This is a genomic window from Methylobacillus pratensis, assembly GCF_054072455.1.
The window spans coordinates 91,708-112,315 of sequence record NZ_JBSUSR010000007.1; the positions used below are offsets into that span (position 1 = coordinate 91,708).

The window sequence follows — 20,608 nt, forward strand, 5'->3', positions numbered from 1 at the left end:
ATATCCGAGTTTAATGAACTGGAGCCGATGCCGCCGATTGCGCGGCTTTGGGCTCATGCATAAGCAGCAAGGCCAACCCTGCCCCGATCCCCGCAGCAGCAGCGCCCAGCAGGAAGGCAAGCTGGTAGCCAGCCAGCAATGCCGACGGCAAGGCATTGCCCTGCGCCAGCCACTTTTGGCTCACCAAGGCGGCCAGGCTTGCCAATACGGCCAAGCCCACCGCGCCGCCCATCATGAAGGCCGTATTCACCACGCCGGAAGCCAGGCCGGAATCTTCGGGCGCAACATCATTCATCGCCGCAAGCAATAACGGGTTGAAGGCAATGCCACCGCCCAGCCCCAGCAGCACCATGGAAGGGAATATATCCAGCCAGAACATGCCATCCAGCGGCGCGCGAGCGAACCATCCCAAGCCTAGCGCCGCCAGCACCAATCCCAGGGTCAACGAAGCGCGAATCCCGATGCGCATCACCAGCCACGCAGACAAGCCAAGGGAAAACAAAGCCATCACCACATTGGCCGGCAGGAACGCCAACCCCACCTGCAAGGCGTCGTAGCCCAACACGAACTGCATATACAGCGCCGACATGAAGAACCAGGCGAACAAGGCAGCCGCCCAGAGCACGGCCACCACATTGGCCACCGACACATTGCGCTGCCGGAACAGACTCAACGGCATCAATGGCGCAGCCACGCGCAATTGCAAGCGGATAAACCATGCAAACAACAATCCGGCCAGGGCAAACAAGCCCAATGTCTCACCGGAAAGCCAGCCCGTCTCGTTGCCATTCACAATCGCATACACCGCCAGCATCATCGACGCCGTGATGCTCAACGCGCCGGCGACATCGAGCTTCTGCGGCCGCAACTCGGTGCCATGCGCAGGCAGCAGCCGCAGGCATAGCCCATAGACTACGATCCCGATCGGCAGGTTGACGAGGAAGATCCAGTGCCAGCTCAAGGTGCTCGTAAGCAGTCCGCCCAACAACACCCCCAGGCTGCCGCCACCCGCGCAGACAAACCCGTAGACCCCCATCGCCTTGGCACGCTCGCCCTGCTCGGTGAACAAATTCATGATCAACGACAACGCCACCGCCGACACCACCGCCCCGCCGAGGCCTTGCACGGCGCGCGCCCAGACCAATTGCTGTTGCGTCGCGGCCATCCCGCAAATCAGCGAAGCCAGCGTGAACGATGCAATCCCGATCAGGAACAAACGCCGCTGGCCGAAGAAATCCCCCAGCCGGCCGCCGAGCAGCAGAAAACCGCCGAAGGTGAGCATATAGGCGTTCACCACCCACACCAGCGAAGTTTCGCTGAACCCAAGGTCGGCCCGGATCGACGGCAGCGCCACATTCACGATCGTGGTATCGAGCACGATCATGAGCACGCCGAAACACAAGACGATCAACGCCAGCCAGCGGTTATGGGTTTGTGCATGATGGCCTGTTTGCATAGCGCTAACCTCACAATCAAAAATGCCAGGCCAAGCCTGGGAAGAAAAATCAATTTGAAGATACGGCCTTGAAACGAAAAAAGGGTTAGCTAAAAAGCTAACCCTTTGATATTCCTGGTGGGCCGTGCGGGACTCGAACCTGCGACAAACGGATTAAAAGTCCGCTGCTCTACCAACTGAGCTAACGGCCCTTGAGATGAGACTCTCATCTCGGAAAGCGCGCAATTATGAAGAAAAGCGCCGGTGGCGTCAATGCTGGATTGCAATTTCCTTTGCTTCAGCAACCCATCCCATCAAGCAATTCCGGTGCAAGCCTATGCGCAGGAAAGGATTTCCCGGCGCATCACCTCATGCCGGGAAAACGGCCCTGCATTGCGCGCATGATTTTGCTCATGCCGCCCTTCGAGAACATTTTCATCATTTTCTGCACTTCCTCGAACTGGTTGAGCAGGCGGTTGACTTCCTGCACCTGCACCCCTGCGCCGGCGGCGATGCGACGCTTGCGCGTCGCCTTGATGATGTCCGGCTTGCGCCGCTCCAAGGGGGTCATGGCATTGATGATGCCCTCGATGCGTCGCAACGCCTTGTCGCCAGCTTCATTATTGACCTGGCCCATCATGCCGGAAATCTGGGCGGGCATCTTGTCCATCAACGAACCCATGCCGCCCATCTTGCGCATTTGCAGCATCTGCGCCTTGAAGTCGTCAAGGTCAAAATTCTTGCCGGACTTGACCTTGTCGGCGAGTTTCTTGGCTTCGTCCAAGTCTACATTCTTCTGTGCCTGCTCGATCAGGGAAAGCACGTCGCCCATGCCCAGCACGCGCGACGCCATGCGCTCGGGATGGAACAACTCGATGCCATCGACTTTCTCGCTCACGCCGATGTACTTGATCGGCTTGCCGGTGACATGGCGCACGGACAATGCCGCACCGCCGCGGGCATCGCCGTCGAGCTTGGTGAGCACCACGCCGGTCAATGGCAGGGTTTCGCCGAAGGCGCGCGCGGTATTGACCGCATCCTGGCCCTGCATGGCATCGACCACGAACAAGGTCTCGATCGGGTTGAGCAAGCCGTGCAGTTGCTTGATTTCGGCCATCATGGCTTCGTCGATGCCCAGGCGGCCCGCGGTATCGAAGATCAGCACGTCATAGAAATGACGCTTGGCGAAGTCGAGCGCCTGTGCGGCGATATCCGCAGGCTTTTGCGTCGCATTGGAATCGAAACAGTCCACCTCCAGGCTCTTGGCCAGGGTTTTCAACTGCTCGATCGCAGCAGGGCGATAGACGTCGGCGCTGGCCAGCAGCACTTTCTTTTTCTCGGCCTTCAGCAGCCGCGCCAGCTTGGCGGAGGTGGTGGTCTTGCCCGAACCCTGCAAACCTGCCATGAGGACGATGGCGGGAGGGTTGGTGGCAAGGTTGAGGCCGACGTTCTGCTCGCCCATGAGGCGGGTGAGCTCTTCGTGCACGACCTGGATCACGGCCTGGCCCGGAGACAGGCTTTGCAGCACTTCGCGGCCTACCGCGCGCTCCTTCACCTGGCTGACGAAATCTTTGACCACCGGCAAGGCCACATCGGCCTCCAGCAATGCCATGCGCACTTCGCGCATGGCGTCGGTGATGTTCTCTTCCGTGAGGCGGGCGTGCCCGCGTAGGGTTTTGACGACTTGCTGTAATCTGCTGCTGAGGTTTTCGAACATGATGGATACCAGTGGCGGCCGCCGTGGATTAACGCGTGCGTCAGGCGGCTGCATGTTATAGTGTTGTGAATATATGAATTCTAACCCAAGTCATCCCGTATGATTGCGTTTCTACCCGTTATTACCGCATTGATTTACCTGTTGGTGGCTGTCAATTACTGGCGCCAGACCAAGACCAGCGACGCATCGACTCCTTCCAAGCAGAATTGGCAGTCCGGCCTGATCGCCGTCGGGCTGGTGTTGCACGCGCTCTCGCTCTATTGCCACTTGTTTTCGCAGGGGCTCAACCTGAGCTTTACCAATGCGCTTTCCACCATCCTCTGGCTCACCGTGCTTATTTACTGGATCACCAATATCAAGCACCACCTGCATAGCTTGCAGGCATTCGTATTGCCGCCAGCGGCCTTTTTCGTATTGCTGCAGGCATGGCAGCCCGAATCGCACGTGATCCCCTACGCCGACCAGCCCTTGTTCGTGGCCCACCTGGTGATTGCGATGCTGGCCTACAGCCTGCTGACCTTTGCCGCGCTGCATGCATTGCTCATGACCGCCGCCGAACGCAAACTGCACCAGAAATCGAGCTGGCTCAGGCTGCCGGATTTCCCGCCGCTCATGACGATGGAAACCCTGTTGTTCCGCATTATTACGCTAGGGTTCGTCCTGCTGACGCTGACCTTGATCAGCGGCATGATGTTCTCGGAACTGTTGTTCGACCAGCCGTTCCAGTTCAACCACAAGAACGTGTTCACCATACTCTCGTGGCTGATCTTCGGCGGGCTGCTGTTTGGCCGCTACCGCTACGGCTGGCGCGGACGCACCGCGGTGCGCTGGACCTTGAGCGGTTTTGTCGTGCTATTGCTGGCTTATGCGGGCAGCAAGTTCGTGCTGGAAGTGCTGCTGCACCGCTAAAGCGGCTAACAAAACACCTCTGACCATATTCAACGCAGGCTGATGACGGGCCAGCCTGCCTCTTCCGCATACGCCTTGAGCGTAGGATCCGGATCCACCGCCACAGGCTTGTCCACCAGCTTCATCAATGGCAGGTCATTGTGCGAATCACTGTAGAACCAGGTAGTTTCGAAGTCGCGCAATGCCTGGTTGCGCTCTTCCAGCCACTCGTTGAGCCGCGTGATCTTGCCGGCCTGGAAGCTCGGGGTTCCCGTCACCTTGCCGGTAAACTTTCCATCCACTTCCTCAGGCGTGGTGCCAATCAGGTTGTCGATGCCGAACTCATGCGCTATCGGGGTTGTCACAAAACTGTTGGTCGCGGTGATGATCATGAGCAGGTCGCCATTCTGGCGGTGCTTCTCCACCAATGCGCGTGCCTTGTCGGTAATCATGGGGCGGATTTTCTGCGCCATGTATTCGCGGTGCAAGGCGTCCAGCTCGCTGCGCGGACGTTCGCTCAGGGGCTTGAGCTGGAAATCCAGAAAGGCGTAGATATCGAGCCGGCCGGCTTTGTAATCCTCATAAAAGGCAATATTCTTGGCCAGGTGTTCCTGCTCGTCGAGCAAGCCCTTGCTGATGAGGAACTGGCCCCACTGGAAATCGCTGTCGCCAGCCAGGAGCGTGTTATCGAGGTCAAACAATGCGAGCTGCAAAATGTTTCTCCGTCTACGGCAAAAATTGTTAGAGTTTAGCTTATGAACCTGAAGTATGCGACCTTAACCATCCCATGCCGCAAGGCGATCCAAGGCAATGAACCTGCCTGACTACCTGGTTCCGGCCGCCTGGCAATGGATTGCCAATGCGCTGGCGCTGGCCCTGCTCGCCTATGCCGTCATCAAGTCTCCCTGGAAGCATTTGAGCGACCCGACACTGCAGCATGTGTTCCTCGGCTCCATCGTGGCATTGATGGTCATCTGGAGCGTCAAGGCGGGCATACGCCCCGGCCTCAACATCCATCTGCTGGGCGTCACGGCCTTGTGCCTGATGTTCCGCTGGCAACTGGCGCTGATCGCGCTGGCGTTGATCCTCGTCAGCGTCACCGCATTCGGCATGGCGGGATGGCAAACGCTGGGCATCAATTTCCTCATCATGGCGGTGATCCCGGTGGCCTTCAGCTACAACCTGTTCCGCCTGGTGGACAGCAAGCTGCCCAACCACCTGATCATCTACATCTTCGCCTGCGGCTTTCTTTGCGCGGGCCTCACCATCAGCCTGTGCGGCTTGAGCGCGGTGCTGATGCTGAGCGGCATGCAGGCCTACCCGCCCGACTACCTGTTCAGCAACTACCTGCCCTATTTCATCCTGATCGCCTGGTCGGAAGCGTTTCTCACCGGCATGGCGGTCACGCTGATGACGGCGTTCCGCCCGCACTGGCTGGCCACTTTCAGCGACAAGCGCTACCTGAAAACCAAGCATTGATGGCCAGGTAAGTCGAACCCCAGATGAAATACAGCGCGAACAATGCGAGTCCGATCAATAAATGCTGGCGAGAGAAATGCACACCTTGTCCTTTCTAGGCTTGTGTCGGCTTTGCAGCAATAAAAAAGGCGCCTTGGAGGCGCCTTGCTTAATCATCAACCATTTACAGGTGGAAATCACCAGCGGCCTCGGGCTGGTAATCAATCTTCAATATCCTGTACTGGCGTACGCCTCCCGGCATGGCCCAGTCGATCACGTCGCCGACCCGATACCCCAGGATGGCGGTGCCCAACGGCGCCACCACAGAAATGCGGTTGGCCGAAGCGTCCGCATCGGCGGGGAACACCAGCGTGCAGTGCATCTCATGTCCATTCGCCTCGTCGCGCAGCAGCACGCGCGAATTCATGGTCACCACATCCGCGCCGACCTGCTCGGAGGCCACCTCTTCGCTGCGCGCCAATTCGTCTTCAAGGCGCGACAAGTTGCCCGCCTCGGGAAAGCCGTTCTTGCGCAGTTGCTCGATCATGGAAAACAGCCGGTCCATATCAAAACTTGTTACCTGGATTGCACCTTGCAACATGGGGATTCCTTTACTTTTACCTTGATGATATTCGATCATTGAATAATTAATTAATGCACTGCATCTGCTTGTTAGACCTGCGGATGCGCCCGTTCGGCATTGGCATGCAGTTTGTTGAGGCCGTTCAGGTAAGCCTTGGCCGAGGCGATCACGATATCCGTATCCGCCCCCTGGCCATTGACGATGCGCCCGCCCTTGGACAACCTTACCGTCACCTCGCCCTGCGCATCGGTGCCGCTGGTGATGTTGTTGACGGAATACAACAGCAGCTCGGCGCCGCTACTGACAATCTTCTCGATGGCCTTGAACGCCGCATCTACAGGGCCGCCGCCAGTGGCGTCCGCACGGCGCTCAACGCCGTTCTCCGCCACGGTCACCTCCGCATGCGGGACTTCGCCCGTCTGCGACGCCACATGCAGGTAGCTCAGCTTGAAGCTTTCCTCGTTGACCACGTTATCGCTGACCAGCGCCTGGATATCCTCATCGAATATCTCGGACTTCTTGTCCGCCAATTCCTTGAAGCGCGCGAATGCCGCATTGAGCGCATCCTCGCTTTCCAAGGTGATGCCCAGCTCCGTGAGGCGGGTGCGGAAAGCATTGCGCCCGGACAACTTGCCCAGCGTCAGCTTGTTGGCGCCCCAGCCCACATCTTCCGCGCGCATGATCTCGTACGTCTCGCGATGCTTGAGCACGCCGTCCTGGTGGATGCCGGACTCATGGGCGAACGCGTTGGCGCCGACGATGGCCTTGTTGGGCTGCACCGGATAGCCGGTGATCGTCGATACCAGCTTGGATGTCGTCACGATCTGCGTGGTGTCGATGGTGGTGTCGAGCTGGAACACGTCGCGGCGCGTCTTCACCGCCATCACCACCTCCTCCAGGCTGGCATTGCCTGCCCGCTCGCCCAGGCCGTTGATGGTGCACTCCACCTGCCGCGCGCCTGCCAGCACGGCAGACAGCGAGTTCGCCACCGCCATGCCGAGGTCGTTGTGGCAGTGGGTCGACCACACCACCTTGTCGGCGTCCTTCACGCGCGCAATCAATTGCGCCATGCGCTCGCCCCATTGCTGCGGCACGGAGTAGCCCACGGTGTCGGGCACGTTGATGGTCTTGGCGCCTGCGGCGATCACGGCATCGAACACCTGCACCAGGAAATCGATGTCGGAGCGCACGGCATCCTCGGCGGAGAACTCGACGTCGTCGGTATATTCCAGCGCCCACTTCACTGCCTGCACGGCACGCTCCAGCACCTGCTCAGGCGTCATGCGCAGCTTGTTCTGCATATGGATCGGGCTGGTGGCGATGAAAGTATGGATGCGGCGCTTCCTGGCCGGGCTGATCGCCTCTCCCGCCCGGCGGATGTCGTTCTCGTTGGCGCGCGCGAGCGAACAGACGGTGGACTCGGTAATCACCTCGGCAATGGCGCGGATGGCATCGAAATCCCCCGGGCTCGCCGCTGCAAAACCGGCCTCGATCACATTCACGCCCAGCTTTTCCAGTTGACGGGCGATGCGCAGCTTCTCTTCCTTGGTCATGGCCGCGCCAGGGCTTTGCTCGCCGTCGCGCAGGGTGGTATCAAAAATGATGAGCTGGTTCTGTGTCATGGCCTGAAATTCCATCAACGTTTGGGTTTATGAGCGGAAGCGTCTCAGAGGTATGGCTAAAGCTGGGCAGGAGCGATACTAGCGCGGGCTGCGCAGCATCAGGCTCGCCGGGGCCAAGAAAGCCCGGGCAAGGGGGAAATCCGGATTGTGCCTGAAGTTCTGCATAGGTGATTGAATATAATTCTTTTCCTCCCGCAAGGCAAGCCGAAGCCCCGGCATGCCTGCTGATTCAGGCCGGCAACTTGGCGCGTGGGCGAATTTGAGGCACGATGGCGGCATCATCCGCAATCGCTTACAGGCCAGCATGTCCCAGACCACCTTTCCATTACGCACCTTTTTCCTACGTGGGCTGAAAAGCGCATTTTTCCAGCGAGTGAATATTGAAGGACTGCGGATCAGCCCACTGCAATTGCTATTGATGCTGGCGATTACCACCGCTAGCAGCATCCTGATGGGACGGCTGGTGATCATCGGCCAGGCGGAATTCTTTCCCAAGGCGTTGCTGTGGGGCTGGCTGGTCGTGCTGCTGTTGCTATGGTTGTGCTGGTACCTCAGCGACCATGCGCGCGAGCACGGGCTACAGGTACAGGCCGCCGCACTGTTCGCGATCGGCACCGCGCAGGCGTTCGTGCTGGATATCCTCAGCACCCTGGTCTATGTCGGCCTGATCCAGCCGCAAGGCCTGGATGGGTCCACGTGGCACTGGGCACTGTATATCGCCACCACCACCTGGGCGGCGCTGGCCTTCTGGCTGCTGCTGACACGCAGCACGCAGGCGCCTGGCCGGCTCATCCTGCTGGCCGGGATATTCGCGTTTGGCGCGCCGCTGGTCGTGCATTTTTCGCAAGCTCCCATGTACTGGCTGCCCTATGAAGAGGACGGCGCCGGTGCGGAAGACAGCCTGCAGCTGACCCAGGAAAAGCTGGAAACCCAATTGCAGCTCGCCAGCAAGCAGCGTGCAGCCGTCAAGCCGGAACGGCCTGGCGTTGTCGACCTGTTCAGCATCAGCTACGCGCCTTATGGCGACGACGAGGTATTCCTACGCGAGAGCAGCATGGTCAACGCCGTGATCGAGGAGCGCTTCGATGCCGCAGGGCACATGCAGGAGCTCGTCAACCACCCGGCCACCGTCGAAAGCCTGCCGTGGGCCAGCCTCGAGAACCTGGAGCGCGCCATCAACCGCGCCGCCGACCTCATGAACGCGGATGAAGACGTGCTGCTGATCTATCTCACCTCGCATGGCGCGCAGAATGGGGAACTCGCCGCCGCGCTCTGGCCGCTGGAAATGGATATGCTCACCCCGCAAGCCCTTAACCTGTGGTTGGACAAGGCAGGCATCAAGTACCGCATTATCGTGGTATCTGCCTGCTATTCCGGCAGCTGGATAGCGCCGTTGCAGAACGAGAACACGCTGATCATGACCGCGGCGGACGCCACCCATACCTCATTCGGCTGCGGCAGCGGCTCTGAGCTGACCTTCTTCGGCCGCGCCTTGTTCAACGAGGCCTTGCGTGAGACCTACTCATTCGAAGAGGCTTTCCAGCATGCCCTGCCCGTCATCCGCGAGCGCGAACAGCAAGCAGGCAAGGCGGATGGCCCTTCCAACCCGCAAATCTATATCGGTGAAAAAATAAAACCCGTGCTGCAAGCACTGCAGCACGGGCGTTGAACCGGCGCAAACTTGGTTTTATTGACCGGGAGGAGCGGACTGGTTGGCAGCGGCGGGCTTCGGCTTGCGCTTGCCCCATAGCCACAGGATATAGCCTGAGACCCCATAGGCCAGGAACACGGCGAACAACACTTCCGGCGGACTGTAGGAAATCAGCACGAACGCCAGCACGATCAGCAGCATCACGACGAACGGCACGCTGCGGCGCAGGTTGATATCCTTGCCGCTGTAGTAGCGCAGGTCGCTCACCATGGATAGCCCGGCGAACAGGGTGATGACCCATGCCACCCACTGCATCTTGACCGCATCAAAAAATACTTCCGTGCCGCTCACATGGTTTTCATACGATACCCAGACCAGCCCGGCAAGCAGGGCAGCAGCAGCCGGGCTGGGCAGGCCCTGGAAATAGCGCTTGTCGCTTTCGTCCAGCTTGGTGTTGAAGCGCGCAAGACGCAATGCCGCGCCGGCGCAATAGATGAAAGCCGCGATCCATCCGAGCTTGCCCAGGGGTTTCAGCGCCCAGACGTACATCACCAATGCCGGCGCAACGCCGAACGACACCATATCGGACAGGCTGTCGTACTCGGCGCCGAACGCGCTTTGCGTATTGGTCATGCGCGCCACGCGGCCATCGAGGCCGTCCAGAACCATGGCAATGAAAATCGCCACGGCGGAATGCTCAAAGTTGCCGTTCATCGCCTGCACAATCGCATAGAACCCGGCAAAAAGCGCCGCGGTGGTGAACAGGTTGGGCAGCAAATAGATGCTGCGCTCGCGCAGGCCGGCCTCCATGAAGGAGCGGTGGCGGTGTGGACGGTTGGGAATGTCAGCCATTCAAGCATTTCCTCATTGAACGATCGTGCAGGATATCTGCACGCAAAACTGCGCACAGTATAGCAAGCACATGGTCATCATGCGCGCGCTCGATACCATATAAAGCGTCAGTCCATGGTAGTATCGCGGCTTGAATTTTGGCTAAGCATCATGGAATTTACCCTAATCAAGCAAGACGGTGCCGCACGGCGCGGTACCGTCAGCCTCGCGCACGGCGATGTGCAAACCCCGGCCTTCATGCCGGTCGGCACTTACGGCTCCGTCAAGTCGTTGTCCCCGGTCGAGGTACGCGACACCGGCGCGCATATCCTGCTCGGCAACACCTTCCACCTCTGGCTGCGCCCTGGGCTGGAAGTCATCAGCGAATTCGGCGGCCTGCACCAATTCATGGGCTGGGACTGCCCCATCCTCACCGACTCGGGCGGCTTCCAGGTATGGAGCCTGGGCGACCTGCGCAAGATCACCGAGGAAGGCGTGCGCTTCCGCTCCCCCATCAATGGCGACAGCTGTTTCCTCACGCCCGAAGAATCCATGCGCATCCAAAAAGTGCTGAACTCTGACATTGTCATGATCTTCGACGAGTGCACGCCCTATCCCGCGACGCATATCGAGGCGCGCGACTCCATGCGCCTCAGCCTACGCTGGGCCGCGCGCAGCAAGGCCGCGCACCAGGGCAACCCGAACGCGCTGTTCGGCATTATCCAGGGCGGCATGTACGAGGACCTGCGCGACGAATCGCTGGCCGGGCTCGCCGAGATCGGCTTCGACGGCTATGCGATAGGCGGACTCTCCGTAGGCGAACCCAAGGAAGACATGCTGCGCATCCTCGCCCACACCGCGCCGCAAATGCCGCAGGACAGGCCGCGCTACCTCATGGGCGTTGGCACGCCGGAAGACCTGGTCGCCGCCGTATCGCACGGCGTGGATATGTTCGACTGCGTCATGCCGACGCGCAATGCGCGCAACGGCTGGCTGTTCACACGCCACGGCGACATCAAGCTTAAGAACGCGCGCCACCGCAAGGATACGCACCCGCTGGACGAGGACTGCGCCTGCTACACGTGCCGCCACTTCAGCCGCGCCTACCTGCACCATCTGCACCGCAGCGGCGAAATCCTCGGCGCCCGCCTCAACACCATCCACAACCTGCATTACTACCAAGAACTGATGGCCGGCATGCGCCAGGCGATCGAGCAGGGCGGGTTCGCGGCATTTGCCGCCAAATTCCGGCAAGACCGGCAAAAACTGCAGCAATCAGCATAATCCAGCGCATATGCCACACTATGTTAGAATTTTGGGCTAATATTTTGCGCTTCAAGTATTTCTACCCATTGAGAAGAAAGGTTTACCCGTGTTAATCGCTTCTGCGTACGCTGCTGATGCAGCCCAGGCCGCTCCAGACTGGATGAGCTTCCTCCCCCTGATCGTCATCTTCGTGCTGTTCTGGTTCATGCTGATCCGCCCGCAAATGAAACAGGCCAAGGAACAACGCAAACTGATCGAAGCCCTGCAAAAAGGCGACGAAGTGACCACCAGCTCCGGCATCGTCGGCCGCATCACCAAGGTAGGCGAAGGCTATGTCAGCCTGGAAATCGCGCCGGAAACCGTGATCACCGTACAAAAGCACACTGTGCAGACCCTGTTGCCCAAGGGCACGATCAAATCACTGTAATCAAGTTGGCACATACTTGAATCCCGATCTTTAACATCACTGAAACACTGAAATGCGAGCCGCTTCATGAACCGCTACCCTTTATGGAAGTACCTGATGGTGCTGGTTGTCGTCTTGGTAGGCCTGCTTTATGCAGCCCCTAACCTGTTCGGCGAATCCCCGGCCGTGCAGATCACTGCAGCCAAGGCCAATACCAAGGTGGATGCAGCACTGCTGGAAAACACGGAAAACATCCTGAAGCAGGAGAACATCCCGTTCGAGGCGCTGTTCCTCGACGTTACCGGCGTCAAGGTCCGCTTCCCCAGCACCGACATCCAGTTGCAGGCCAAGGATGCGCTCCAGGCGCGGCTGGGCAAGGACTATGTGATTGCGCTCAACCTGCTTTCACGCTCCCCCGAATGGCTGCGCAGCATAGGCGCCCGCCCGATGTACCTGGGCCTGGACCTGCGCGGCGGCGTGCACTTCCTGCTGCAGGTGGACATGAAGGCGGCGCTCGACCAGGCGGCGGAGCGCTATGTCGGCGATTTCCGCAGCGCATTGCGCACCGCCCGCCTCAGCTACCTCGGTGTTTCCCGTGATGGCCAAGCCGTCAATGTCCGCTTCAAGGACATGGCCGAACTCAACAAGGCGCAACGCGCCCTGGAAAAAGACTATCCCGACCTCACCTTCCGCACTTCCGACCGCGGCGAAGACAAGGTCCTGACTGCCGTATTGAGCGAACCGGCGAAAAAGCGCATCCAGGAATTCGCCATCAAGCAGAACATCCAGACGCTGCACAACCGTATCAACGAACTGGGCGTTGCCGAGCCCGTGATCCAGCAGCAAGGCATTGACCGTGTCGTCGTGCAGCTGCCGGGCGTACAGGATACCGCCAAGGCCAAGGAAATCCTCGGCCGTACCGCCACGCTGGAAATCCGCATGGTGGATGAGGACAAGAGCAACGCGGTCACCCTGGAAAACGCCTCCAAGGGCCAGGTGCCGTTCGGCACCGAGTTCTACACCGACCGTAACGGCATCCCCATGCTGGTCAAGAAAAACGTGGTGCTGACCGGCGACTACATCACCGATGCCGGCCCAGGCATGGACCAGCAAGGCGGCGGCGCCGTGGTGCACGTGACGCTGGACGGGCGCGGCGCCCGCATCTTCAAGCAGGCCACGCGTGAAAACGTCGGCAAGCGCATGGCGATCCTGCTGATCGAAAAAGGCCAGGCTGAAGTCATTACCGCCCCCGTGATCCGCGAGGAAATCGGCGGCGGCCGCGTGCAGATTTCCGGCATGGCGAATACGCAGGAAGCCACTGACGTCGCACTGTTGCTGCGCGCCGGCGCATTGGCCGCCCCGATGGAAATCATCGAGGAGCGTACCGTCGGCCCCAGCATGGGCGAAGCCAACATCGAGCGCGGCATGCATTCCACGCTGTGGGGCTTTGTTGCAATTTCCGCATTCATGATTATTTACTACATGCTGTTCGGCACGGTTTCCGTGCTGGCGCTAAGCATCAACCTGCTGTTGCTGGTTGCCCTGCTCTCCATGCTGCAAGCCACGCTCACATTGCCCGGCATCGCGGCGGTCGCACTGACCCTGGGTATGGCGATCGATGCCAACGTGCTGATCAACGAACGTATCCGCGAGGAACTGCGCAACGGCAATACGCCGCAGGCTTCCATCCATGCGGGTTATGAGCGCGCATTCGGCACCATCCTCGATGCCAATGTCACCACCATGATTGCCGGCCTGGCACTGTTCATGTTCGGCACTGGCCCGGTCAAGGGCTTTGCCGTCGTGCACGTGCTGGGCATCCTGACTTCGATGTTCTCGGCAGTGCTGGTTTCCCGTGCGGTCATCAACCTGATCTACGGCTATCGCCGCAAGATCAGCAAGCTGTCCATCGGCTAACTATCGATCAACAGGTAAAACACTAGAGTAAATATCATGGAATTTTTCAGAATCAAAAAAGATATACCGTTCATGAGCTATGGTCGTCTCACGACGACCATCTCGCTCGTGACCTTCCTGTTGTCGGTATTCTTCCTGGCCACCAAGGGCTTGCACCTGGGTGTGGACTTTACCGGCGGCACGATGATGGAAGTCAGCTACCCGCAGGCGGCCAATCTCGACAGCATCCGCAAGTCGGTCGACGAGATCGGCCTCAAGGATGCCACCGTGCAGAACTTCGGTACCAGCCAGGACGTATTGATCCGCCTGCCGATCAAGCCCGGCCTGTCCACGGCCCAGCTTTCCGAGAAAGTGCTGACGGCGCTTTCTGCCGAGAATCCTGAAGTGAAGCTGCACCGCGTCGAGTTCGTCGGCCCGCAAGTCGGCCAGGAACTGTACGACAAGGGCGCGCTGGCGATGCTGTTCGTCTGTGTCGGCATCATGGCCTACCTGGCCATGCGCTTCGAGTGGCGCTTTGCCGTGGCGGCCGTGATCGCCAACATGCACGACGTCATCATCATCCTCGGCTTCTTTGCCTTCTTCCAGTGGGAGTTCAACCTTACCGTGCTTGCGGCGGTGCTCGCCGTGCTGGGCTACTCCGTGAACGAATCCGTGGTGGTGTTCGACCGGGTGCGCGAGAACTTCCGCAAGATGCGCAAGGCCAGCGTGCCTGACGTGATCAACAACGCGATCACCCGCACCATGTCGCGCACCATCATCACCCACTTCTCTACCGAGCTCATGGTGCTGTCGATGCTGTTCTTCGGCGGCGAAGTGCTGCATAACTTCGCCCTGGCGCTCACCATCGGCATCCTGTTCGGCATCTACTCCTCGGTACTGGTAGCCAGCCCGATCGCCATGTACCTTGGCGTATCGCGCGAGAACCTGATCGGCGGCGAAAGGAAACCCGAGGCGGAAGAAGCCCTGCCTTGACAAAGCTGGCGCTTCGCGCCGAAACTAGCGGTATCTCATTCCCCGATTGATACCGTTGGACAGTTCCTTACTATGGCAGCTGGGCATTCTTGCCCTGCTGCTATTTGCCTCCGCTTTTTTCTCCATGGCCGAAACCAGCCTGTTGATGCTCAACCGGCATCGGCTCACCATCCTCGCCAAAGAAGGTTTACGCAGCGCCGAATTTGCCACCAGGTTGCTCAACGAGCGCGAGCAGTTTCTCGGCGCCATCCTGCTGGGCAATACGCTGGCCAATGCCGCCGCTGCCACGCTTGCCGCCTTCATCAGCATCCGCCTGTTCAACCTCGGCGAGCTGCTGATGCCGGTTTCCACCGTGCTCATCACCTTTGCCATCCTGGTCTTCAGCGAGATCACGCCCAAGGTCATCGCATCCCGGTATGCCGAGCCCCTCGCCCTGTCGTTCAGCTATGTATTGCTGCCGTTGGTCAAGGTCGGCTACCCGTTGATATGGCTGGCCAACCTGTGCGCCAACAGTCTATTGCGCCTGCTGGGCATGAAAGTCAGCTTTACCGAGAGCAACCATACCACCAGCATAGAGGAGCTGCGCAGCATCTTCAGCGAAACCACCAGCCCGATCCCGCAAAAACACCGCGAGGTATTATTGAACCTGCTGGACTTGGAGCAGACCACCGTCGATGAAATCATGACGGTGCACACGCAGCTCGAAATCATCGATTTCGAGGCGCCGATGGAGGAAATCCTTGCCCAGATTACCGAGAGCCAGCATTCGCGCTTGCCGGTGCGCAAGGGGCCGAACGAGGAGATCATCGGCATGTTGCGCATCCGGGACATCATGAGCGTCCTGCGCACCAAGACCCTTAGCCAGCAACTGCTGGGCCAGCATATGGAAGCGCCCTACTTCATCCCATCCGGTACGCCGGTCTACACCCAGATGCAGGAATTCAAGCAATGCCAGCAGCGCATTGCGCTGGTCGTGGACGAATATGGTGAACTCAAGGGCCTGGTCACGCTCGAAGATATCATCAAGGCGATTATCGGCGATTTTGAGAACGTATCGGCGGAGCAGCTGGCTTACCGCAAGGAGGACAGGGGCAGTTGGCTCGTCGATGCGAGCAACAGCCTGCGCGACATCAACAAAAAGCTGGGCATCGACCTGCCGGTCGACGGCCCGCGCACGCTCAACGGGCTTATTGTCGAACATTTCGAGGATATCCCGGAGCCCGGCATCGGGCTCAAAATCGGCGATTGCAAACTGGAAATCCTCAAAACCCAGGATCGCGCTGTAAAAACTGTCAGAATTTATCCGTAATTAACATTGGATGGCAGAAATCTTGCATGGGTGAAAATGGGTGCCGGTAATAACCCTACTCATTTCGGACTTGAAAATTTCTGCATTCGGCTCAAAATAGATCAACGTATGGCTAGCATCAAACACCAGGACAACATTGTCGAGAAAACCGGCAAGGCCAATACCAAGCCGCCCTCGATGTACAAGGTCATTCTGCTGAATGATGACTACACGCCCATGGAATTCGTGGTGGATGTCATGCAGCGCTTTTTTCAGAAAAACCGTGAACAAGCGACGCAAATCATGCTCCAAGTACATACCGAGGGCGCGGGCGTATGCGGCGTTTATCCGCACGGCATCGCCGAGACCAAGGTAAACCAAGTCATTAGTTATGCCCGTGAGCACCAGCACCCGCTGCAATGCACCATGGAAGAAGCCTGAAGAAAGCTGAGGAAGCTTAGATGATTGCGCAAGAACTTGAAGTATCCCTACACATGGCATTCATGGATGCCCGGCAGAAGCGCCACGAGCTCATTACCGTGGAACACCTGCTGCTGGCCATGATCGACAACCCCACCGCGGCGGACGTATTGCGCTCATGCGGGGCCAACCTTGACAATCTGCGCAGCGAGCTCAGCAACTATATCGAAGAGCATACGCCTACGGTGGAAGGCAACGAGGAAGTCGACACCCAGCCGACGCTGGGCTTCCAGCGCGTGATCCAGCGCGCCATCCTCCATGTACAGTCTTCCGGCAAGAAGGAAGTCACCGGCGCCAACGTCCTGGTCGCCATCTATGGCGAGAAGGATTCCCACGCGGTGTTCTTCCTGCATCAGCAAGGCATCACGCGGCTGGACGTGGTCAACTATATTTCCCATGGCGTCGCCAAGGTCACCGACGGCAGCAATGCCAAGCGCCCTGAAACCGAGCAGGAAGCGGAAACCGAGGCATCTCCTTCCAGCGCGCTGGAAAACTATACCCAGAACCTCAACCAGCAGGTACTGGCTGGCAAGATAGACCCATTGATCGGCCGCGCCCAGGAACTGGAGCGCGTGATCCAGACCTTGTGCCGCCGCCGCAAGAACAACCCGCTATTGGTCGGCGAGGCCGGCGTCGGCAAGACTGCCATCGCCGAAGGCCTGGCTCGCCGCATCGTGGAAGGCAACGTACCGGAAGTGCTCGAGAACGCCGTGATCTACTCGCTGGACATGGGCGCCCTGCTTGCTGGCACCAAATACCGCGGCGACTTCGAGCAGCGGCTCAAGGCCGTGATGAAGAAACTGGCGGACCAGCCTGACTCCATCCTCTTCATCGACGAGATCCATACCCTGATCGGCGCGGGCGCTGCCAGCGGCGGCACGCTGGATGCCTCCAACCTGTTGAAGCCGGCGCTTTCCAACGGCTCGCTCAAATGCATAGGCGCGACCACCTACCAGGAATTCCGCGGCATCTTCGAGAAGGATCATGCCCTGTCGCGCCGTTTCCAGAAGGTCGACGTGGTCGAGCCCAGCGTTTCCGAAACCGTGGAAATCCTCAAGGGCCTCAAGTCGCGCTTCGAGAAGCACCACAGCGTGAAATACACCGCCTCGGCCCTGAACACGGCTGCCGAGTTGTCCGCACGCTACATCAACGACCGTCACCTGCCCGACAAGGCGATCGACGTCATCGACGAGGCTGGCGCGGCGCAGCGCATCCTGCCGAAATCCAAGCAAAAGAAGGTGATCGGCAACAAAGAGATCGAGGATATCATCGCCAAGGTGGCGCGCATCCCGCCCAAGAACATCTCCAGCGACGACCGCAACGCGCTGAAGACGCTGGAGCGCGACCTCAAGGCCACCGTCTTCGGCCAGGACAAGGCCATCGAGGCATTGTCCGCCGCGATCAAGATGGCGCGCAGCGGCCTGGGCAGCCTCAACAAGCCGATCGGCTCCTTCCTGTTCTCCGGCCCTACCGGTGTCGGCAAGACCGAAGTGGCCAAGCAGCTCGCCTATACCCTGGGCGTGGAATTGATCCGCTTCGACATGTCGGAATACATGGAGCGCCATGCCGTGTCGCGCCTGATCGGCGCGCCTCCTGGCTATGTCGGCTTCGAGCAGGGCGGCCTGTTGACGGAAGCCATCAACAAGACGCCATATTGCGTATTGCTGCTGGATGAAATCGAGAAGGCGCACCCGGACATCTTCAATATCCTGCTGCAGGTGATGGACCACGGCACGCTGACCGACAACAACGGCCGCAAGGCGGATTTCCGCAACGTGACCATCATCATGACCACCAACGCAGGTGCGGAAGCGATCAGCAAGACCAGCATCGGCTTCACCCTGAGCAGCAACACCGGCGACGAGATGGGCGACATCAAGCGCCTGTTCAGCCCCGAGTTCCGCAACCGCCTGGACGCGATCGTCTCGTTCTCACCGCTCTCGGAAGAGATCATCGTACGCGTGGTCGACAAGTTCCTCATGCAGCTTGAGGACCAATTGCACGAGAAGAAAGTGGAAGCCACGTTCAGCGATGCGCTCAAGGCCTACCTGGGCAAGAAGGGCTTCGACCCGCTCATGGGCGCCCGCCCGATGTCGCGCCTGATCCAGGACACCATCCGTCGTGCCTTGGCGGACGAGTTGCTGTTCGGCAAGCTGTCCAATGGCGGCCATGTGCATGTGGATATCGACAAGGACGACAATATCAAGCTCAGCTTTAACGAGTCGAGCAAGCCCAAGGACAACAAGCCGGCTTTGGAAGCTGATGTCACTGGCTGATGGTCAAATATTGATGTCAAAAAAACGCCGCAGAAATGCGGCGTTTGTATTTGCATGCTCAACGTTAAACTTTAACTTGGAATGTCCAGCTTTTAACCAGCATAAACCGGGTATTTCTGCATGACGGCGGCAAAGCGCACACTTGCCAGCCACGCCTGCAACCAGGCTCGCAGCCGGGGATAAGGCGCCGCCTCGAACCAGGCTGGGTCCACCATGGAAAACTGGCGCACGAACGGGAATATCGCCACATCCGCCAAGCCCGCATGGTCTCCCAGTAAATAGGACTGCTGCTGCAAGCGCGACTCCAATTGCTGAAGGAATGCTTCGCCCTGGCCACGATACGCTTCTGGTGGCTGCTCGGGAAAACGAATCGCGTATTTATAGCGGTCCAATGCGCGTTTGAACGCGCCGTCGTTCTCGGCAATCAAACTTTCCGCTCGCGCCAGCAGGGCCGGGTTGCCGAGCCAGTCCTCGGGGTCATGCTGTTGCAACGCCCAGCGCATGATATCCAGGCTTTCATCGATCACGGCACCATCAGGCAATACGAGCACGGGAACCGTGCCCTTGGGCGACACTTGCAGCATATGCGCAGGCTTGGCCTTGAGCGCTATTTCGCGGATGTCCACCGCGATGCCGGCATAGTGCAATGCCATGCGGGCGCGCATGGCATAGGGACAACGCCGGTAGGAATACAGGATAGGCTGCGTCACCTCAGCCCAGCTTGCGGCAGATTTCGTCAACCAGCACCGGGCCGCGATAGACCAGGCCGCTGTAGAGCTGCACCAGGCTGGCGCCCGCCGCGATTTTCTGTTCGGCGTCCTCGCCGCTGAGAATCCCGCCCACGCCGATGATCGGCAATGCGCCGGCGAGATGGGCGGAAAGGGACCGGATCACGGCAGTGGAGCGATCGCGCACCGGGGCGCCCGACAAGCCGCCCGCCTCTTCCGCATGCGGCAAGCCCTGCACCATGTCGCGCGCCAGGGTGGTATTGGTGGCGATCACGCCGTCGAATCGGTACTCCATCAACAATGTGGCAATATCGGCGATCTGCGCCTCGTCCAGGTCAGGCGCGATCTTGAGCGCAATCGGGACATATCTGCCATGCTGGTCTGCCAGCGCCTGCTGCTCCAGCTTCAAGGCATGCAGCAACTGGCCCAAGGCCTCTTTCTCCTGCAGGGCGCGCAGGTTCTTGGTATTGGGCGATGAGATGTTGACCGTGACGTAATGCGCGTGGGCGTATACCTTGCGCAGGCAATGCAGGTAATCGTCGACCGCCCTTTCGTTCGGCGTGTCGAAATTCTTGCCGATATTGATGCCCAGTACACCCTTGTACCTGGCGGCAGCCACGTTCCGCAACAAGGCGTCCACCCCGAGGTTGTTGAAGCCGAAACGGTTGATCACCCCTTGCGCCTCTGGAAGGCGGAACATGCGCGGCTTAGGATTGCCGGGCTGGGGACGAGGCGTGATCGTGCCGATCTCGATAAAGCCGAACCCGAGACCAGCCAGCGCATCAATATAGGCACCGTTCTTGTCCAGCCCCGCCGCAAGGCCGACCGGATTGGGGAAATTGATCCCCATCACCAGGCGCTGCTTGCACTTGGACGGCCGAGGATAAAGGTTCAGCAGCCCGGAACGCTCCAGCCGCTTCAGGTTCTTGAGGGTAAAGTCATGGGCGCGCTCCGCATCCAGGCGGAACAACCAGGGTTTGGCAATGGAATAAAGCATGGGCGAATTCTACCGGAAAAACCACACCAGCTCACTGGTCATGAAGCGGGAGCATCATGCAGGCCAACTGCGTCAACAGGCAATAAAAAAGGC

At 59.3% G+C, this 20,608-nt stretch carries 18 protein-coding genes and 1 tRNA gene; 10 read left to right on the plus strand and 9 right to left on the minus strand.

What is annotated here, in order from left to right; translation table 11 throughout:
• Positions 1-10: 10 nt before the first annotated feature.
• From ACW4YW_RS13765 to ffh, 3 genes are all read right to left on the minus strand, one after another.
• The gene (locus ACW4YW_RS13765; RefSeq protein WP_457138071.1) at positions 11-1,456 is read right to left on the minus strand and encodes a DHA2 family efflux MFS transporter permease subunit; all 1,446 of its coding nucleotides are present in this window, start codon (positions 1,454-1,456) and stop codon (positions 11-13) included.
• Between the two features lie 115 nt (positions 1,457-1,571).
• Positions 1,572-1,647 (minus strand) — tRNA-Lys (locus tag ACW4YW_RS13770).
• Between the two features lie 152 nt (positions 1,648-1,799).
• Positions 1,800-3,152, minus strand: coding sequence for a signal recognition particle protein (gene ffh, locus ACW4YW_RS13775; protein ID WP_407995682.1), 1,353 nt, complete (start codon positions 3,150-3,152; stop codon positions 1,800-1,802).
• 99 nt (positions 3,153-3,251) lie between these two features.
• On the opposite strand from ffh, the gene ACW4YW_RS13780 reads away from it, so the two are divergent.
• Positions 3,252-4,061 carry a cytochrome C assembly family protein gene (locus ACW4YW_RS13780; RefSeq protein ID WP_457138072.1) on the plus strand — a complete coding sequence of 270 codons (810 nt, stop codon included), beginning with the start codon at positions 3,252-3,254 and terminating at the stop codon, positions 4,059-4,061.
• Positions 4,062-4,090: 29 nt separating this feature from the next.
• Here ACW4YW_RS13780 and ACW4YW_RS13785 read toward each other — a convergent pair whose 3' ends face one another.
• Entirely contained in the window at positions 4,091-4,753 is a 663-nt protein-coding gene (locus ACW4YW_RS13785) for a histidinol-phosphatase (RefSeq protein WP_457138073.1), read from the minus strand.
• A 97-nt stretch (positions 4,754-4,850) separates the two neighbouring features.
• Here ACW4YW_RS13785 and ACW4YW_RS13790 point away from each other — a divergent pair, with 97 nt between their 5' ends.
• Complete coding sequence (locus tag ACW4YW_RS13790) at positions 4,851-5,519, plus strand: energy-coupling factor ABC transporter permease (protein ID WP_457138074.1); 669 nt, start codon at positions 4,851-4,853, stop codon at positions 5,517-5,519.
• A 163-nt stretch (positions 5,520-5,682) separates the two neighbouring features.
• On the opposite strand, the gene rnk is transcribed toward ACW4YW_RS13790, so the two are convergent.
• Entirely contained in the window at positions 5,683-6,099 is a 417-nt protein-coding gene (gene rnk / locus ACW4YW_RS13795; protein WP_309564427.1) for a nucleoside diphosphate kinase regulator, read from the minus strand.
• A 71-nt stretch (positions 6,100-6,170) separates the two neighbouring features.
• Positions 6,171-7,703 (minus strand): 2-isopropylmalate synthase, encoded by a 1,533-nt coding sequence (locus ACW4YW_RS13800; protein ID WP_457138075.1) that lies wholly within the window; start codon positions 7,701-7,703, stop codon positions 6,171-6,173.
• 217 nt (positions 7,704-7,920) lie between these two features.
• Here ACW4YW_RS13800 and ACW4YW_RS13805 point away from each other — a divergent pair, with 217 nt between their 5' ends.
• Positions 7,921-9,372, plus strand: coding sequence for a C13 family peptidase (locus ACW4YW_RS13805; RefSeq protein WP_457138076.1), 1,452 nt, complete (start codon positions 7,921-7,923; stop codon positions 9,370-9,372).
• Positions 9,373-9,390: 18 nt separating this feature from the next.
• Here the strand turns inward: ACW4YW_RS13805 and pssA are convergent, their stop codons facing one another.
• Positions 9,391-10,206, minus strand: coding sequence for a CDP-diacylglycerol--serine O-phosphatidyltransferase (pssA, locus tag ACW4YW_RS13810; RefSeq protein WP_457138077.1), 816 nt, complete (start codon positions 10,204-10,206; stop codon positions 9,391-9,393).
• A gap of 150 nt (positions 10,207-10,356) precedes the next feature.
• Here pssA and tgt point away from each other — a divergent pair, with 150 nt between their 5' ends.
• The 7 genes from tgt to clpA all read left to right on the plus strand — a co-directional run bounded on the left by tgt (position 10,357) and on the right by clpA (position 18,790).
• Positions 10,357-11,469 (plus strand): tRNA guanosine(34) transglycosylase Tgt, encoded by a 1,113-nt coding sequence (gene tgt, locus ACW4YW_RS13815; RefSeq protein WP_457138078.1) that lies wholly within the window; start codon positions 10,357-10,359, stop codon positions 11,467-11,469.
• A gap of 88 nt (positions 11,470-11,557) precedes the next feature.
• A complete protein-coding gene (gene yajC, locus ACW4YW_RS13820; RefSeq protein WP_407995039.1) occupies positions 11,558-11,878 on the plus strand; it encodes a preprotein translocase subunit YajC in 321 nt (106 codons plus the stop codon).
• Positions 11,879-11,944: 66 nt separating this feature from the next.
• Entirely contained in the window at positions 11,945-13,774 is a 1,830-nt protein-coding gene (secD, locus tag ACW4YW_RS13825; protein WP_457138079.1) for a protein translocase subunit SecD, read from the plus strand.
• 36 nt (positions 13,775-13,810) lie between these two features.
• Positions 13,811-14,746: a protein translocase subunit SecF gene (gene secF / locus ACW4YW_RS13830; protein ID WP_457138080.1), complete on the plus strand. Its 936-nt coding sequence runs from the start codon at positions 13,811-13,813 to the stop codon at positions 14,744-14,746.
• Between the two features lie 46 nt (positions 14,747-14,792).
• Positions 14,793-16,055 (plus strand): HlyC/CorC family transporter, encoded by a 1,263-nt coding sequence (locus ACW4YW_RS13835; protein ID WP_457138081.1) that lies wholly within the window; start codon positions 14,793-14,795, stop codon positions 16,053-16,055.
• 108 nt (positions 16,056-16,163) lie between these two features.
• A complete protein-coding gene (gene clpS / locus ACW4YW_RS13840; protein ID WP_457138082.1) occupies positions 16,164-16,475 on the plus strand; it encodes an ATP-dependent Clp protease adapter ClpS in 312 nt (103 codons plus the stop codon).
• 20 nt (positions 16,476-16,495) lie between these two features.
• Positions 16,496-18,790 carry an ATP-dependent Clp protease ATP-binding subunit ClpA gene (gene clpA / locus ACW4YW_RS13845; protein ID WP_457138083.1) on the plus strand — a complete coding sequence of 765 codons (2,295 nt, stop codon included), beginning with the start codon at positions 16,496-16,498 and terminating at the stop codon, positions 18,788-18,790.
• Positions 18,791-18,882: 92 nt separating this feature from the next.
• On the opposite strand, the gene ACW4YW_RS13850 is transcribed toward clpA, so the two are convergent.
• Both ACW4YW_RS13850 and ACW4YW_RS13855 read right to left on the minus strand, forming a co-directional pair.
• Positions 18,883-19,500 carry a glutathione S-transferase gene (locus ACW4YW_RS13850; RefSeq protein WP_457138084.1) on the minus strand — a complete coding sequence of 206 codons (618 nt, stop codon included), beginning with the start codon at positions 19,498-19,500 and terminating at the stop codon, positions 18,883-18,885.
• A gap of 1 nt (position 19,501) precedes the next feature.
• Entirely contained in the window at positions 19,502-20,515 is a 1,014-nt protein-coding gene (locus ACW4YW_RS13855) for a quinone-dependent dihydroorotate dehydrogenase (RefSeq protein ID WP_457138085.1), read from the minus strand.
• Between the last annotated feature and the right edge of the window lie 93 nt (positions 20,516-20,608).

Bases quoted from the DNA above. Each gene is read 5' to 3' on its own strand.
- ACW4YW_RS13765 (WP_457138071.1), bottom strand. From the start codon at position 1,456: ATGCAAACAGGCCATCATGCACAAACCCATAACCGCTGGCTGGCGTTG.
- ffh (WP_407995682.1), bottom strand. From the start codon at position 3,152: ATGTTCGAAAACCTCAGCAGCAGATTACAGCAAGTCGTCAAAACCCTA.
- ACW4YW_RS13780 (WP_457138072.1), top strand. From the start codon at position 3,252: ATGATTGCGTTTCTACCCGTTATTACCGCATTGATTTACCTGTTGGTG.
- ACW4YW_RS13790 (WP_457138074.1), top strand. From the start codon at position 4,851: ATGAACCTGCCTGACTACCTGGTTCCGGCCGCCTGGCAATGGATTGCC.
- rnk (WP_309564427.1), bottom strand. From the start codon at position 6,099: ATGTTGCAAGGTGCAATCCAGGTAACAAGTTTTGATATGGACCGGCTG.
- ACW4YW_RS13800 (WP_457138075.1), bottom strand. From the start codon at position 7,703: ATGACACAGAACCAGCTCATCATTTTTGATACCACCCTGCGCGACGGC.
- ACW4YW_RS13805 (WP_457138076.1), top strand. From the start codon at position 7,921: ATGCCTGCTGATTCAGGCCGGCAACTTGGCGCGTGGGCGAATTTGAGG.
- pssA (WP_457138077.1), bottom strand. From the start codon at position 10,206: ATGGCTGACATTCCCAACCGTCCACACCGCCACCGCTCCTTCATGGAG.
- tgt (WP_457138078.1), top strand. From the start codon at position 10,357: ATGGAATTTACCCTAATCAAGCAAGACGGTGCCGCACGGCGCGGTACC.
- secD (WP_457138079.1), top strand. From the start codon at position 11,945: ATGAACCGCTACCCTTTATGGAAGTACCTGATGGTGCTGGTTGTCGTC.
- secF (WP_457138080.1), top strand. From the start codon at position 13,811: ATGGAATTTTTCAGAATCAAAAAAGATATACCGTTCATGAGCTATGGT.
- clpS (WP_457138082.1), top strand. From the start codon at position 16,164: ATGGCTAGCATCAAACACCAGGACAACATTGTCGAGAAAACCGGCAAG.
- clpA (WP_457138083.1), top strand. From the start codon at position 16,496: ATGATTGCGCAAGAACTTGAAGTATCCCTACACATGGCATTCATGGAT.
- ACW4YW_RS13855 (WP_457138085.1), bottom strand. From the start codon at position 20,515: ATGCTTTATTCCATTGCCAAACCCTGGTTGTTCCGCCTGGATGCGGAG.